Source organism: Pseudomonas triticicola (assembly GCF_019145375.1).
GTDB classification, from domain to species: Bacteria; Pseudomonadota; Gammaproteobacteria; order Pseudomonadales; family Pseudomonadaceae; genus Aquipseudomonas; species Aquipseudomonas triticicola.
On sequence record NZ_JAHSTX010000001.1, the window covers coordinates 644,889 to 659,957 of the forward strand.

Annotated in this window: 16 protein-coding genes; 9 read left to right on the forward strand and 7 right to left on the reverse strand. The window is 60.3% G+C overall.

Annotated features, from left to right (window positions below):
- Positions 1 to 5 precede the first annotated feature (5 nt).
- Complete coding sequence (sthA, locus tag KVG85_RS02905; protein ID WP_016775479.1) at positions 6 to 1,400, forward strand: Si-specific NAD(P)(+) transhydrogenase; 1,395 nt, start codon at positions 6 to 8, stop codon at positions 1,398 to 1,400.
- A gap of 42 nt (positions 1,401 to 1,442) precedes the next feature.
- Here the strand turns inward: sthA and KVG85_RS02910 are convergent, their stop codons facing one another.
- A complete protein-coding gene (locus KVG85_RS02910; protein ID WP_008087738.1) occupies positions 1,443 to 2,165 on the reverse strand; it encodes a glycerophosphodiester phosphodiesterase in 723 nt (240 codons plus the stop codon).
- A 14-nt stretch (positions 2,166 to 2,179) separates the two neighbouring features.
- Positions 2,180 to 2,761, reverse strand: coding sequence for a PilZ domain-containing protein (locus KVG85_RS02915; protein ID WP_016775478.1), 582 nt, complete (start codon positions 2,759 to 2,761; stop codon positions 2,180 to 2,182).
- A 94-nt stretch (positions 2,762 to 2,855) separates the two neighbouring features.
- On the opposite strand from KVG85_RS02915, the gene KVG85_RS02920 reads away from it, so the two are divergent.
- The 3 genes from KVG85_RS02920 (at position 2,856) to KVG85_RS02930 (ending at position 6,105) form a co-directional block, all read left to right on the forward strand.
- Positions 2,856 to 4,106 carry a lipoprotein-releasing ABC transporter permease subunit gene (locus tag KVG85_RS02920; RefSeq protein WP_024013629.1) on the forward strand — a complete coding sequence of 417 codons (1,251 nt, stop codon included), beginning with the start codon at positions 2,856 to 2,858 and terminating at the stop codon, positions 4,104 to 4,106.
- Positions 4,099 to 4,797 (forward strand): lipoprotein-releasing ABC transporter ATP-binding protein LolD, encoded by a 699-nt coding sequence (gene lolD / locus KVG85_RS02925; protein WP_024013628.1) that lies wholly within the window; start codon positions 4,099 to 4,101, stop codon positions 4,795 to 4,797. The genes KVG85_RS02920 and lolD overlap by 8 nt, the downstream gene beginning before the upstream one ends.
- A gap of 63 nt (positions 4,798 to 4,860) precedes the next feature.
- A complete protein-coding gene (locus tag KVG85_RS02930; RefSeq protein ID WP_071173051.1) occupies positions 4,861 to 6,105 on the forward strand; it encodes a lipoprotein-releasing ABC transporter permease subunit in 1,245 nt (414 codons plus the stop codon).
- Positions 6,106 to 6,243: 138 nt separating this feature from the next.
- On the opposite strand, the gene KVG85_RS02935 is transcribed toward KVG85_RS02930, so the two are convergent.
- Positions 6,244 to 7,593 carry a heavy metal sensor histidine kinase gene (locus KVG85_RS02935; protein WP_217862932.1) on the reverse strand — a complete coding sequence of 450 codons (1,350 nt, stop codon included), beginning with the start codon at positions 7,591 to 7,593 and terminating at the stop codon, positions 6,244 to 6,246.
- A complete protein-coding gene (locus KVG85_RS02940; RefSeq protein WP_071173049.1) occupies positions 7,593 to 8,273 on the reverse strand; it encodes a heavy metal response regulator transcription factor in 681 nt (226 codons plus the stop codon). The genes KVG85_RS02935 and KVG85_RS02940 overlap by 1 nt, the downstream gene beginning before the upstream one ends.
- A gap of 166 nt (positions 8,274 to 8,439) precedes the next feature.
- Between KVG85_RS02940 and copI the strand changes: the two genes are divergently transcribed.
- A complete protein-coding gene (gene copI, locus KVG85_RS02945) occupies positions 8,440 to 8,973 on the forward strand; it encodes a copper-resistant cuproprotein CopI (protein ID WP_217862933.1) in 534 nt (177 codons plus the stop codon).
- A gap of 61 nt (positions 8,974 to 9,034) precedes the next feature.
- On the forward strand, positions 9,035 to 9,865 hold the full coding sequence (gene queF, locus KVG85_RS02950) for an NADPH-dependent 7-cyano-7-deazaguanine reductase QueF (RefSeq protein WP_217862934.1): 831 nt from the start codon (positions 9,035 to 9,037) through the stop codon (positions 9,863 to 9,865).
- A gap of 187 nt (positions 9,866 to 10,052) precedes the next feature.
- On the opposite strand, the gene KVG85_RS02955 is transcribed toward queF, so the two are convergent.
- Both KVG85_RS02955 and pcrP read right to left on the reverse strand, forming a co-directional pair.
- Positions 10,053 to 10,316, reverse strand: coding sequence for a DUF4404 family protein (locus KVG85_RS02955; protein WP_016775472.1), 264 nt, complete (start codon positions 10,314 to 10,316; stop codon positions 10,053 to 10,055).
- Between the two features lie 108 nt (positions 10,317 to 10,424).
- Positions 10,425 to 11,045, reverse strand: a complete 621-nt coding sequence (pcrP, locus tag KVG85_RS02960) for an HAD superfamily inactivated hydrolase PcrP (RefSeq protein ID WP_217862935.1) — start codon at positions 11,043 to 11,045, stop codon at positions 10,425 to 10,427.
- Between the two features lie 199 nt (positions 11,046 to 11,244).
- Between pcrP and KVG85_RS02965 the strand changes: the two genes are divergently transcribed.
- From KVG85_RS02965 to rssC, 3 genes are all read left to right on the forward strand, one after another.
- Complete coding sequence (locus KVG85_RS02965; RefSeq protein WP_016775470.1) at positions 11,245 to 11,934, forward strand: MlaA family lipoprotein; 690 nt, start codon at positions 11,245 to 11,247, stop codon at positions 11,932 to 11,934.
- A 343-nt stretch (positions 11,935 to 12,277) separates the two neighbouring features.
- Entirely contained in the window at positions 12,278 to 13,459 is a 1,182-nt protein-coding gene (gene rssB, locus KVG85_RS02970) for a two-component system response regulator RssB (RefSeq protein WP_217862936.1), read from the forward strand.
- The gene (gene rssC, locus KVG85_RS02975; RefSeq protein WP_003226553.1) at positions 13,459 to 13,941 is read left to right on the forward strand and encodes an anti-sigma factor antagonist RssC; all 483 of its coding nucleotides are present in this window, start codon (positions 13,459 to 13,461) and stop codon (positions 13,939 to 13,941) included. The genes rssB and rssC overlap by 1 nt, the downstream gene beginning before the upstream one ends.
- Before the next feature lie 197 nt (positions 13,942 to 14,138).
- Here rssC and tal read toward each other — a convergent pair whose 3' ends face one another.
- Complete coding sequence (gene tal / locus KVG85_RS02980) at positions 14,139 to 15,065, reverse strand: transaldolase (protein ID WP_217862937.1); 927 nt, start codon at positions 15,063 to 15,065, stop codon at positions 14,139 to 14,141.
- Positions 15,066 to 15,069: the final 4 nt, after the last annotated feature.

A 15,069-nucleotide genomic window follows, 5' to 3' on the forward strand; every position in this document is an offset into this window, starting at 1 on the left:
TACGCATGGCTGTCTACAACTACGACGTGGTGGTACTGGGTTCCGGCCCGGCGGGAGAAGGCGCGGCAATGAACGCCGCCAAAGCGGGGCGCAAGGTGGCGATGGTCGACAGCCGTCGCCAGGTCGGCGGCAACTGCACCCACCTCGGCACCATCCCGTCCAAGGCACTGCGTCACTCGGTGCGGCAGATCATGCAGTTCAACACCAACCCGATGTTCCGCGCGATCGGCGAGCCACGCTGGTTCTCCTTCCCGGACGTGTTGAAAAGCGCCGAAAAAGTCATTTCCAAGCAAGTCGCATCGCGCACCGGCTACTACGCCCGTAACCGCGTCGACGTGTTCTTCGGCACCGGCAGCTTCGCCGACGAGCAAACCATCGAAGTGGTCTGCGGCAACGGTGTGGTGGAAAAACTGGTGGCCAAGCACATCATCATCGCCACCGGTTCGCGTCCGTATCGCCCGGCGGACATCGATTTCCACCACCCGCGTATCTACGATAGCGACACCATCCTCAGCCTCGGCCACACCCCGCGCAAACTGATCGTTTACGGCGCTGGTGTGATCGGTTGCGAATACGCGTCGATCTTCAGTGGTCTGGGTGTGCTGGTCGAACTGGTCGACAACCGTGGCCAGTTGCTGAGCTTCCTCGACTCGGAAATTTCCCAGGCGCTGAGCTACCACTTCAGCAACAACAACATCACCGTGCGTCACAACGAAGAGTACGACCGCGTCGAAGGCGTGGACAACGGCGTGATCCTGCACCTGAAATCCGGCAAGAAGATCAAGGCCGACGCCTTGCTCTGGTGCAACGGCCGTACCGGCAACACCGACACGCTGGGTCTGGAAAACATCGGGGTCAAGGTCAACAGCCGTGGCCAGATCGAAGTCGACCAGAACTACCGCACTTGCGTGGAAAACATCTACGGTGCCGGTGACGTGATCGGCTGGCCAAGCCTGGCCAGTGCCGCCCACGATCAGGGTCGTTCGGCTGCTGGCAGCATCGTCGACAATGGCAGCTGGCGCTTCGTCAATGACGTGCCGACCGGCATCTACACCATTCCGGAGATCAGCTCGATCGGCAAGAACGAGCAGGAGCTGACCCAAGCGAAAGTGCCGTACGAAGTCGGCAAGGCGTTCTTCAAGAGCATGGCGCGCGCGCAGATTGCCGGTGAGCCGCAGGGCATGCTGAAGATCCTCTTCCACCGCGAAACGCTGGAAGTGCTCGGCGTGCACTGCTTCGGTTATCAGGCGTCGGAGATCGTGCACATCGGTCAGGCGATCATGAACCAGCCGGGCGAGCTGAACACCCTGAAGTATTTCGTCAACACCACGTTCAACTACCCGACCATGGCCGAAGCCTATCGGGTAGCGGCGTACGACGGCCTCAACCGGCTTTTTTGACGGGCTCCGGCCGGTGGCCTGAGCCGGCCGGGGAGACCGATTTCAGCAATTCTCAAGGGTGGCAGTGGCCAAACCGGGAAAGTCTGTAATCAGGCTGTCAACGCCGAAGTCGGCGAGTCTGCGCATCAGTGCAGGCTCGTTGACGGTCCACACCGACACATGCAGGCCCTGACGCTGCGCCTTCTGCAGGCGTTCCGGCGTACACAGCGTCCAGTTCAATGCGAGAATCTCGCAGCCGTAGCTCGCCGCGACTTTCAGCGGATCGAGCCATGCGTATTCGGCCACCAGGCCACGGGATACGTCGGGTACCAGATCCAGCGCTGCCTTCAAGACTTCCCGCGAACTCGAAGTGATCGTCACCTTGTCGAGCAGGCCGTGGCGCTGCGCCATTTCCCGAATCGCCAGCACGGTAGTCGCCGCGCGGGTGCGTGATGCGCTTTTGACTTCCAGCTGCCAGTGCTCGAAATCACATTGCTCGAACAACTCTTCCAGCGTTGGAATCGGGCACGGCTTGATCCAGCCCGGGCCGCCCTTGCGTGCGTCGTAGGTCACCAGTTCGGCGGCGGTGTGCTCGACGACTTTGCCGCGACGGTCGGTGGTGCGCTTGAGGGTCGGGTCATGGATGACCATCAGCTCGCCGTCCTTGGACAGGTGCAGATCCAGTTCGCAGCGGCGCACGCCGTGCTTGAGGCATTCCTGAAAGCTGCTCAGGGTGTTTTCCGGTGCTTCGCCCTTGGCGCCGCGGTGGCCGTAGATGAGGGTCACGGTGCTTCCTTAAGTTAAATGCCAGATTCGTTCTGTTCGCGGGCCAGACGGCGTTCCTGAGCCTGCTTCTGCAAGATGTAGCGCGCGAGCAATTGGCGCTGGGCATCGGTCGGACGCTCGAACTCGGTGCCGACGTCATAGCCATCGCCCTTGGGATCGCAATGGGTGACCCGGGCACGCAGCAGCAGGCCAAGCGCCTGCGGCATCAGTACCAGTTTCACCGACAGGTGTGCGCCGGTGGCAATCGGGGTCGGGTACTGAAAGTCGATCCCGCCCTCGGAGATGATCACCGGCTGCGGCTCGCCGATGTGGCCGAGCACGGTCAGGGCGATCACCTGGCTGAGCAGGTCGATGCGTTTGTTCTGCGATTTGAGGAACGCGGCGATGGCGCGGTCGCGCTCGCTGATCTGCCGCAACAGGTGCTGCGACTCGAATTCGCTCAGGTGCAGTTCGCTGAGCAGGTTGAAGAGTGGGGAAGCATCCTGCAACACTTCCTGGCCTGCGGCTTCGGGAGCGGACAGGGGCCTAATTTCCAGTGCGATCGTGTCCTCGATACGGTAGTATTCGCGGCGATCTTCTTCATCTAATGTCGACATGGCGAACCCATGGTAGCGGCGGTGGTCTGAGTGTAAAGCTGGTTTTCGACCCCCGCCACAAGGACGTTCCTTTTCCCTCCGAACAAGCCCCGACATGTTCAGACCTCTCTTCGTATTTATCGGCACGCGTTATACCCGTGCAAAGCGTCGCAATCATTTTGTGTCATTCATTTCCCTGACTTCGATGATCGGGCTCGCCCTTGGCGTGGTCGTGATGATCGTCGTGCTGTCGGTGATGAACGGCTTCGACCATGAGATGCGCACCCGCGTGCTGGGCATGGTGCCCCACGCTACTCTCGAGACCGGCGAGCCGATCAATGACTGGCAGAGCCTGGCCGACAAGGTCAAGCAGAACCGGCAGGTGACGGCGGTGGCGCCGTTTACCCAGATGCAGGGCCTGCTGACCAACAACGGTCAGGTTTCCAAGGTGTTGCTCAATGCCATTGATCCTGCGCTCGAGCGCAATGTGTCGATCATCGACAACTTCATGAAGCAGGGCAAACTCGACGACCTGACGCCCGGCAGCTTCGGCATCGTCATCGGCGACAAGGCGGCGACCAAGCTCGGCGTCGGCATCGGTGACAAGGTCACCTTCGTCGCGCCGGAGGTCAGCGTGACCCCGGCCGGGATGTTCCCGCGCATGAAGCGCTTCACCGTGGTCGGGATTTTCCATGTCGGCGCCGGTGAGCTTGATGGCTACCTTGGTGTGACCAACCTGCAGGATCTGGCGAAAATGCACCGCTGGAAAGCCGATCAGGTGCAGGGTCTGCGGCTGAAGTTCGACGACCTGTTCCAGGCCCCGCGCGAGGCGTGGAACATCGCCCAGCAGCTCGGTGAGGACCGTTACTACGCCCGCGACTGGACCCGCACCCACGGCAACCTGTATCAGGCGATCCGCATGGAAAAAGCCATGATCGGGCTGCTGTTGCTGCTGATCGTCGCCGTCGCCGCGTTCAACATCATTTCCACGCTGGTGATGGTGGTCAACGACAAGAAGGGTGACATCGCCATTCTGCGTACCCTTGGCGCCACTCCGGGCACGATCATGCGCACGTTCATGGTTCAGGGCACGGTAATCGGCGTGGTCGGCACGGCGATCGGCGCGGTGGTCGGGATCCTCGCGGCACTGAATGTCAGTGCGGCCATTTCGGCGCTTGAAGGGCTGATCGGCCACAAGTTCCTTAATGCTGACGTGTATTTCATTGATTATCTTCCTTCGCAGGTCCAGAGCCAGGACGTCGTCATGGTCTGCGCCGCTGCGTTGGTCCTGAGTTTCCTCGCCACCCTGTATCCCGCCTGGCGTGCCGCGCGCACCCAGCCGGCGGAGGCGTTACGTTATGAGTGAGTCGGGCATGAGTGAACAAGCAATTCTGAGCTGCCGTAACCTGGGCAAATCCTACGAGGAGGGTCCTGAGTCGGTACAAGTGCTGGCCGGCCTGCAACTGGAGTTGCACCCGGGCGAGCGTGTGGCGATCGTGGGTAAATCCGGTTCCGGCAAAAGTACCTTGCTCAACCTGCTCGGCGGCCTCGATACGCCGAGCAAAGGCAGTGTCTGGCTCGACGGTGAAGAGCTGTCGGCATTAAGCGAGAAGAAGCGGGGCCTGCTGCGCAATCGCGCGCTTGGTTTCGTTTACCAGTTTCACCACCTGCTGCCGGAATTCACCGCGCTGGAAAACGTCTGCATGCCGCTGTTGATCGGCAAGACCGCCATCCCGGAGGCGCGCCAGCGTGCCACGGCATTGCTGGAGCGCGTCGGTCTCGGCCATCGTCTGGAACACAAACCGGCGGAACTGTCCGGCGGCGAGCGTCAGCGCGTGGCCATTGCCCGTGCTCTGGTCAATAACCCGGGGCTGGTGATGCTCGATGAGCCAACCGGCAACCTTGACCTGCATACCGCCGAAGGCATTCAGGATCTGATGCTGGAGCTGAGCACTTCGATGCGCACAGCGTTCCTGGTGGTGACGCACGACATGAACCTGGCTCGCCAGATGGACCGCGTCCTGCAGTTGCAGGAAGGTTGCCTGACGCCCATCTGACTGGCTGAAACCCGGCGCCCGTAACGGTGCCGGGTCTTTTATTTCTACACGGTGCCCCAGCGAATGTTCAGACCGTTATCGATCTTTATCGGCACGCGCTATACCCGCGCCAAGCGCCGCAATCGCTTTGTTTCGTTCATTTCGATGACCTCGATGATCGGCCTCGCCCTCGGCGTGCTGGCGATGATCGTGGTGCTGTCGGTGATGAATGGCTTTCAGCGCGAAATGAGCTCGCGCATCCTCGGCATGGTGCCCCATGCGACCATCGTTGGCGTCAAGCCGATCGACGACTGGCAGCCAGTGGCCGCCGCTGCGATGAAAAATCCCGAAGTGACGGCCGCCGTGCCGTTCACCGAAATGGAAGGCATGCTGTCCTACAAGGGTTCGATGCAGCCGATTCAGATCAGCGGCGTTGATCCGGCCCAGGAAGGCAAGGTGTCGATCGTTGCCCAGCACATCGTCCAGGGTCGTCTGGATGCCTTGAAGCCGGGCGAATTCGGTGTGGTGATCGGTGAAATCACCGCGCGGCGTTTCCGCCTCAATGTCGGCGACAAGATCACCCTGATCGTCCCGGAAGTCAGCACCGCGCCGGGCGGTATCACCCCGCGCATGCAGCGCCTGAATGTGGTGGGCGTGTTCAAGGTCGGCGCCGAGCTGGACGGCTCGATGGGCCTGATTCATGTCGCCGATGCCGCGACCATGCAGCACTGGCAGCCGAATCAGGTGCAGAGCGTGCGGCTGGCGGTCAAGGATCTGTACGCGGCACCGAAAGTGTCTGCGGACATCGCCAGTGGCCTCGGCGCTGACTTCAAGGCTGACGACTGGACTCACACCCAGGGCAGCCTGTTCAGCGCGATGAAGATGGAAAAAACCATGATCGGCCTGCTGTTGTTGATGATCGTCGCGGTGGCGGCGTTCAACATCATCGCGACGCTGATCATGGTGGTGAACGACAAGGGCGCGGACATCGCCATCCTGCGCACGATCGGCGCCACGCCCCGGCAGATCATGGCGATCTTCATGGTCCAGGGCACGGTGATCGGTATTGTCGGCACCATCATTGGCGGCGTGCTGGGCGTGATTGCGGCGCTCAATGTCAGCGAACTGGTCGGTTGGGTCGAGCGCGTGACCGGCCAGCATATCTTCAGTTCGGACGTGTATTTCGTCAGCAACCTGCCTTCGGAACTGCAGGGTGGGGATGTGCTGTTGATCTGCTCGGCGGGATTCATTCTGAGCTTTCTGGCGACGGTGTATCCGGCGTGGCGGGCGGCGAAGATCGAACCGGCGCATGCCTTGAGATATTCGTAACCTTTAGACCGCTTTCGCGAGCAGGCTCGCTCCCACAGGGGAGCGCATTCCTCCTCAGAGAGCAGGCTTGATGTCGCAGTGGAATACATTCCAACTGTGGGAGCGAGCCTGCTCGCGAAGGGGCCGGACCTGCTGGCCTCAATCTTCCGTTGGCAACTCGATCACAAACCGCGTCCAACCCGCTTCAGATTCGCAATGAATCTGCCCGCCATGTGCCCGTACGATCGACTGGGTAATCGCCAAGCCCAACCCCGCATGCTCACTGCTGCCTTCCTGCCGCGCCGGATCCGCTCGATAGAAGCGGTCGAACAGACGTGGCAGTAATTGCGCGGAAATACCCTCGCCACTGTTCTCGACGCAGACGCGCACGATCTCCCCCTCGTCGACGATGCTCAAGCGCACATAACCCTCGGCCGGGGTAAACCGCAGTGCGTTATCCAGCAGGTTCGACAAGGCCCGGCGCAACATGCCGCGATCACCTTCGATTTGCGCCTCACCTTCACGGCTCAAGCTCACGCCAGCGTCTTCCGCCAATGGCGCAAAAAACTCCAGCAGCATGTCAGCTTCATCCGCCAGTTCCAGCGGTTCGCGCTTGGGCATCAGCAAGCCGTGGTCTGCCTTGGCCAGATAGAGCATGTCGTTGACCAGTTGCGCCATCCATTGCAGTTCTTCGAGGTTGCTGTGCAGCGCTTCGCGGTAATCCTCCAGTGCGCGTGGGCGGGTAAGGGTGACCTGGGTGTGGGTCAGCAGATTCGACAACGGAGTGCGCAGTTCATGGGCGATGTCGGCGGAGAATGCCGAGAGGCGCTGAAACGAGTCGTCGAGGCGTGCGAGCATGGCGTTGAAGCTGTGGGCCATTTCCGCAAGCTCTGGCGGCATCTTCTCTTCAGGCAGTCGGGCATTCAGCGATTGCGCGGAAATCCCACGGGCCACTGCGCTCATCCGCCGCAACGGGCGCAGACCGCTGCGCGCCGCCCAAGCCCCGAGCAGGGCAGTAGCCAGCGCCGACAGGCCGACGGTCAGCCAGATCAGATGCTGCATGCGCGTAAGAAAATGCTGGTGATGGGTGATGTCCAGCAGCAGCGTCAGTTGTGGCGAATCCGCTGCGTCCGGGTAGAGCGGGGCGCGCAGCACGCGGTAATCGGTGCCGTCATGGCTGATGGTCGACAGGCCGGTTTGCAGCGGCAGATTCTTCGGAATCTGCACCGAGCTGTCATACCAGTGTTGTCCGTCGCCACTGGTGATGCGCAACGACAGATCCGCCTGACGGCTGAGTTCATCGGCCAGCCGCGCCTCGCGCTGGGCAGGTTGGAGATCCTGCAAGGCGCGGCGCAGGCCGATCAGTTTCGTCTCCAGTTGTTGCTGGTCAAGCTCGATGAAGTGCGCCTCGCTGGCACGGTCGAACAGCACCCCGGCGAACAGCGAGACGACCGCAGTGCAAGCGGCAAACAACAGCGCCAAGCGCGTGCTCAAGGACCAACGACGCATCACAGCGAACGCTCTTCGAGCACGTAACCCATGCCGCGCACGGTGTGGATCAACTTGTTGGGAAAGTCATCGTCGATCTTCAGGCGCAAGCGGCGGATCGCCACTTCGATGACGTTGGTGTCGCTGTCGAAATTCATGTCCCAGACCTGCGAGGCGATCAGCGATTTGGGCAGGACTTCACCCTGACGGCGCAGGAGCATTTCCAGCAGGGCGAATTCCTTGGCGGTCAGGTCGATGCGCTGGCCGCTGCGTTCGACCCGGCGGCGGATCAGATCCAGGCGCAGATCGGCCAGTTGCAGACTGGTTTCCTGGGCGATTGCGCTGCCGCGCCGCAACAGGCTGCGCACCCTGGCGAGCAGCTCGGAGAAGGCGAATGGCTTGACCAGATAATCGTCGGCGCCCAGTTCGAGGCCGTGAACCCTGTCCTCCACGGCGTCTTTGGCGGTGAGAAAAAGTACCGGCGTGTCGAGGCCGGCGCTGCGCACCGCTTGCAGAATCTGCCAGCCACTGCGCCCGGGCAGCATTACATCGAGGATCAACAGCGCGTAGTCGCCGCTCAAGGCCAATTGCTGGCCGCTGATTCCGTCGGCCACCAGCTCGGTATTGAATCCGGCCTCGGTCAGGCCCTGACGCAGGTACTGGCCGGTTTTCGCTTGGTCTTCGACGATCAACAGTTTCATGGGCGACTCGGGCTGGTTCGGGATGAAAAAGGGCGAAGGCGTTATACCGTGAGATCCGGCGATTAGCGCCAAGCTGACAAAGTTGTAATCTGCCCGTCAGGTCGATGCCAGCCCTGGGTGGTTAGAGTTTCCCACAGGCTGAACCTTCTCTTGTTGGAGTACGACCATGTTTTTGCGCACCTCGCTGAAAATAGCCGCCTGTCTGCTGGGATTGAGTACGCCAGCCTGGGCGACACCGGTGCACACCTTCGCCTTCGGCCAGCCGGCAGCGGCGAGCCAGGCCACGCGGACTATCGAAATCGTCATGGGCGACATGAACTTCGACCCGAAAGCCATACAGGTCAAGGCCGGTGAGACGGTTCGCTTTGTACTGGTGAATAAAGGCCAGTTACTGCACGAATTCAATCTCGGTGATACGGCGATGCATGCCAGTCACCAGCAGGAAATGTTGCAGATGCAGCAAAGCGGCATGCTCACGCCTACCGGCATGAAAGAAATGTCCCACGACATGGCAGGCATGGATCACGCGGCGATGGGCCATGGCATGCAGCATGACGACCCCAACAGCGTACTGGTCGAGCCCGGTAAAACTGCTGAGTTGACCTGGACCTTCAGCAAGGCAACGGCGCTCGAGTTTGCCTGCAATATCCCCGGGCATTATCAGGCCGGCATGGTCGGCAAACTGACAGTCAGTCAGTAAGCACTCAAAGGCGCGGGCAAAGGCTGGTAGAATCCGCTGATTCTTCAGTCAGGTTTCCGCCATGCATCCCGCAGCCGAACATTCGCCGCTGGGCAAATCCAGCGAATACATCGCCACTTACACGCCGTCCCTGCTGTTCCCGATTCCGCGCACCGCGAAATGGGCCGAGCTGGGCCTGACCGCCGAAACCCTGCCGTATAAAGGCGTGGATTTCTGGAACTGCTTCGAGCTGTCGTGGCTGCTGCCCTCGGGCAAACCGGTGGTGGCGATCGCTGAATTCAGCATCCCGGCGGATTCGCCGAACATCATCGAATCGAAGTCGTTCAAGCTCTACCTCAACTCGCTGAACCAGACGCCGTTCGCCGACGTCGCCACGCTGGAAGCGACGCTGGTCAAGGATCTCTCCGCCGCTGCCGGCAAACCGGTGGGCGTGCGGGTGCGCAGTCTGAAAGACGTGGAAGCTGAAGGCGTGGTGGCGTTGCCGGGCGTGTGCATCGACGATCTCGATATCAGCGTGAGCAATTATGAACACCCGCGTCCGGAGCTGCTGCGTTGCGATGATTCGCGGATCGTTGAAGAGAGCGTGCACAGCCATCTGCTCAAATCCAACTGCCCGGTGACCAGCCAGCCGGACTGGGGCAGCGTGGTGGTGGAATATCGCGGCGCGGCACTGGATCACGCCAGCCTGCTGGAATACATCGTCAGCTTCCGCCAGCATTCGGATTTCCATGAGCAATGCGTTGAGCGGATTTTTCTTGATCTGCAGCGGTTGTTGAAGCCGCAGAAACTCACGGTGTTTGCACGCTATGTGCGCCGGGGTGGGCTGGATATCAACCCGTATCGCAGCACTGAAGAGGTGCAGCTGCCGAATCACCGGCTCGTACGTCAATAAAGAACCGGAATGTGCGATATCCCTTGTGGGAGCGAGCCTGCTCGCGAATGCGGTGTGTCATTCAACGATGATGTCGACTAACACGACGCCTTCGCGAGCAGGCTCGCTCCCACAAGCGCTTGCATGCACATTTTGCAAATGAAAAAGCCCTGCCATCGCTGGCAGGGCTTTTTTGTGCGGCGGGGCGTCAGATGCCCATGCTGCCCAGGGTATTCATGATATTGCGCAGGGTGCCGGCGATCGCCGGGTGTTCGACTTCGAAGCGCTCGACCGCCAGATTCACGCCGTCGGCGATGCTCGCGTCCTGGGTGGCAGTTTCCAGCTGGATTTCCGATTCGATCTGCGCCATCAGCGCATGCAGATCTTCACGCTCGGCTTCCGACAGCGGTGGATTGTGTTCCAGCTGCTCGCGCAGAGTATCGAGCTGTTTTTGCAGTTCTTGGGCGGGCATGGTGGTTTCCTTTTATCAATAGGCACTGGCATTGACCGCAGCCGCGCGCCAAAGGTCTATGGCTGACCTTTAGATTAATCCACTCTTGGTAAACCTGCATGACGCCGATCAGGGCTTTTCGCCTTTGGCGCGGCGCAAGCTGATGTCGGCAAGGCAGGCGTCCAGTTCGCCGAGATGATCGATCACCGAATGCACACCCAGGCCGAATAACTGCACGGTTGCCTTGCCGCGCAACTTTTCGCGTTCCTTTTGTGACAAAGCCTGCCACTCGCTCGGGCTCAGGCCGCATAGCGAGCCACAGGACGCCAGGCCAATCGTCCATAACCCGGCATTCAGACCGGCTTGTAACAGGCGCGGCTCACCGCTGACCAGCACGCAACCGTCGAGGCGGTCGATGTTCAAACTCATCAACGCTTGCCAGCAGGCGTTGGGGGCGGGCCACGGATTCATTGTTGCTGAATGTTGCGTCGGTTTGATCCAGTCTGGCAGCGAGGCGGCCAGTGGCTGAGCGAGGGCAGGGGGCAATTCGTCGAGCCACCCGCAGGGAATTCCCTGGCGCTGCAAACTTTTCAGGCTATCGAGTGCGCCGGGTGTAGTTTTGGCATGTTCCGGCTGGGCGTTGAGCTCTTGGGCGGCGCGGGCTCCGAAATCCACCAGGCAACCGCTCAGGCCGAACAGCACGGCAGTCAGGCCGGGCGCGGCGACGGGCAAGGTTTCGGCGTGAGTCATGGCAACGTCCCTGAAATAACGCTCAAGACTAGGGCGCGCGGGTGACAGTTGCATGACAGGCGGGTGAAAGCCTGCGTAGGAAACTTCCTGCATATCCTTGCAGCGGCGCACTGCCCAAATCGCCGTTTATGCTTATACTAGCGGCCTTAATGCTTGGGCCGAGAGGTCCGCGCCAGTATCAAATCCAAGGAGTTTTTCTATGCGCTGGAGCCCTTCGCTCACTCAGCTAAGTGTATGTGCCAGCCTGTTGCTGGCGCCGTTCGCCACCCAGGCGGCCACCGAAGAAGACCCTTGGGAAAGCGTCAACCGGCCGATTTTCCAGTTCAACGACTTCGTTGACACCTACGCGCTTAAGCCATTGGCGCAGGGTTATGAGTTCATCACCCCGCAGTTCGTTGAAGACGGCATTCACAATATGTTCCGCAACGTCGGTGACGTGACCAACCTGGCGAACAACATCCTCCAGGCCAAGCCGGCTGCAGCGGGCGTTGATACCGCCCGACTGATTTTCAACACCACTTTCGGTCTGCTCGGCTTCTTCGACGTCGGCACCAAGATGGGCTTGAACCGCAGCGACGAAGACTTCGGTCAGACCCTCGGTTACTGGGGCGTGGGCAGCGGCCCGTACGTGATGCTGCCGCTGATGGGCCCGAGCACCCTGCGTGACGCACCGTCGAAATACGTCGACAGCTTCACCGGCGCGTACCGCTACATCGACCACGTGCCGACGCGTAACTCGATCTTCGGCCTGAACATCGTCGACACCCGCGCCAGCCTGCTGTCGAGCGAGAAGCTGATCAGCGGCGACAAATACACCTTCATCCGCAACGCTTACCTGCAGAACCGCGAGTTCAAGGTGAAGGACGGTCAGGTCGAAGACGATTTCTGATTTCGACCGGCGACAGAAAGGCGACCCTCGGGTCGCCTTTTTTGTCCGCGCCAGAGCGTCACCGGCGACTGCCGCTACCTTCCATCGGGTTACCGTTGGAGCGGTTCTTATAACTCCCGGTGATTTGACAAACAAAGTCGTCAAGCGACAATCGGCGCATGCTTGAAACGCTCTGCGGATGGGAGTACCGTCTGCGCCTTAGAAGGGCACCTCTGTTTAAACCGCGCGCCAGGCGAATGCTTGAAAGCGCTGCAACAGAGAGGCTAGAAAGCGAATCCAGTAGTCTGCGCAGGGCCGTTGCCCCGCTCACTACGCCAACCTAATTCTGGCGCCGTTTGCCCACATGCCAAAAACCAGTGCCACGCTGCTGATAATCGATGATGACGAGGTAGTGCGCGCGAGCCTCGCGGCCTATCTGGAAGACAGTGGTTTCAGCGTCCTGCAGGCCGGCAACGGTCAACAGGGTCTTCAGGTATTCGAGCAAGACGAGCCCGATCTGGTCATCTGCGATCTGCGCATGCCGCAGATGGGCGGTCTCGAACTGATCCGTCAGGTCACCGAGCGCTCACCGGAGACGCCGGTGATCGTGGTTTCGGGTGCCGGGGTGATGAACGACGCGGTCGAGGCCCTGCGCCTGGGCGCGGCGGATTACCTGATCAAGCCTCTCGAAGATCTGGCTGTTCTCGAGCACTCCGTGCGCCGGGCCCTGGATCGTGCGCGACTGCTGGTGGAAAACCAGCGCTACAGCGAGAAGCTGGAAAAGGCCAACCGCGAGCTCGAAGCCAGCCTGAACCTGCTCCAGGAGGACCAGAACGCCGGTCGCCAGGTGCAGATGAACATGCTGCCGGAAAGCCCGTGGAGCATTGACGAATTCAACTTTGCCCACCAGATCATCCCGTCGTTGTACCTGTCGGGTGATTTTGTCGACTATTTCCGTGTCGACGAGCGCCGGGTCGCGTTTTATCTGGCGGATGTTTCCGGGCATGGTGCTTCATCGGCCTTCGTCACGGTGCTGTTGAAGTTCATGACCACGCGTTTGCTGTTCGAATCGAAACGCAGCGGTACCTTGCCGGAGTTCAAGCCTTCGGAAGTGCTCGGTCATATCAACCGGGGACTGATCAGTTGTAAGCTGGGTAAACACGTCACAATGGTCGGTGGAGTCATCGACGAGGAGACCGGTTTGTTGACCTATAGCATTGGCGGCCATCTGCCTTTGCCTGTGTTGTACACGCCTGACAGTGTTCGTTATCTCGAAGGCCGTGGTCTGCCGGTGGGGCTTTTCAACGAAGCCACTTACGAAGATCACGTGCTTGAGCTGCCGCCGACGTTCAGCCTGACGCTGATGTCTGATGGCATTCTGGACCTTTTGCCGGAAGCAACGCTCAAAGAAAAAGAGGCTGCCTTGCCCGAACGGGTGAAGTCAGCGGGCGGCAGCCTGGATGGTCTGCGGCAAGTGTTTGGTTTGGCCACGCTAGGGGAGATGCCGGATGATATCGCCCTGTTGGTGTTGAGCAGGAATCTTTAATGAGTACCGGTAGAATCCAGTTCGCCGAGCAGGACGGCACCTTCGTCCTGAAGTTCGTCGGTGAAGTTCGCCTGACCCTGTGTTCGGCGTTGGATGCGACTATTGAGAAAATCTTCACCGCGCTGAATTTCAACGCGATCGTGATCGATTTGACCGAAACCCGCAGCATCGACAGCACCACCTTGGGCCTGCTGGCCAAACTGTCGATCCTGTCGCGGCAGAAGGTCGGCCTGTTGCCGACGGTTGTCACCACCCACGAAGACATCACTCGGCTTTTGCAGTCGATGGGCTTCGAGCAGGTGTTCAACATCGTCAACCACCCGGTGCCGTGCCCGGAGTGCCTGGACGACCTGCCGGATCAGGACCAATCCGAAGAAGTGGTGCGAATCAAGGTGCTGGAAGCGCACAAGATTCTCATGGGCCTGAACGATTCCAATCGTGAAGCGTTTCATGATCTGGTCAATGCCCTGGAAAGACACTGATCTCATGAATTGATGGTGTCTGGGCCGACCTCTTCGCGAGCAAGCTCGCTCCCACACTGGATCAGTTCGATCACAAATCCCCTTGTGGGAGCGAGCTTGCTCGCGAAGGTTTCAGTTCGGTCAACGCGCCTCTTAATGCAGAATGAAAAAGGGCGAACCTGTGAAGGTTCGCCCTTTTTGCATTCTACAAACTCAGATCACAGCTTGGCCCGCAGCAACGCTTCCAGCTTCTCTTGGTCGCGGGCGAACTGACGGATGCCTTCAGCCAGTTTCTCGGTGGCCATTGCGTCTTCGTTGGACAACCAGCGGAATTGCGCTTCGTTGAGGCTCAGACGCGCTTCACCGGCATTGCCCGGCGCCAGTTTGCGTTCCAGCTTGCCGGTGTCGGCGGCGAGCTTCTCCAGCAGTTCCGGGCTGATGGTCAGGCGATCGCAGCCGGCCAGTTGCTCGATCTGGTTGATGTTACGGAAGCTGGCGCCCATGACCACGGTCTTGTAGTCGTTGGCCTTGTAGTAGTTGTAGATGCGCGTCACCGACTGCACGCCCGGATCATCAGCGCCGGCGTAGTCGTTGCCGTTGGCTTTCTTGTACCAGTCGTAGATACGGCCCACGAACGGCGAAATCAGGAACACGCCGGCATCGGCGCAGGCGGCTGCCTGGGCGAAGGAGAACAGCAGGGTCAGGTTGGTCTGGATGCCTTCCTTTTCGAGGATCTCGGCGGCGCGGATGCCTTCCCAGGTCGAGGCGATCTTGATCAGCACGCGGTCGCGGCCGACGCCGGCCTTGTCGTACAGCTCGATCAGACGATGCGCACGCTTGAGGATCGCATCCTGGTCGAAGGACAGGCGCGCATCCACTTCGGTGGAGATGCGGCCCGGTACCACGTTGAGAATTTCCTTGCCCACTGCGACGCCGAAACGGTCGCTGGCCAGGCCGACATCGCCCTTGCAGTCGCGAACGCAATCGTTCAGCAGTTCGGCGTAACCGTGAATGGCCGAAGCCTTGAGCAGCAGGGAAGGGTTGGTGGTGGCATCGGTCGGTTTGACTCGGGCGATCGCTTCGAAGTCGCCGGTGTCGGCAACCACGGTGGTGAACTGTTTGAGTTGTTCCAGCTTGGAAGTCATGGGC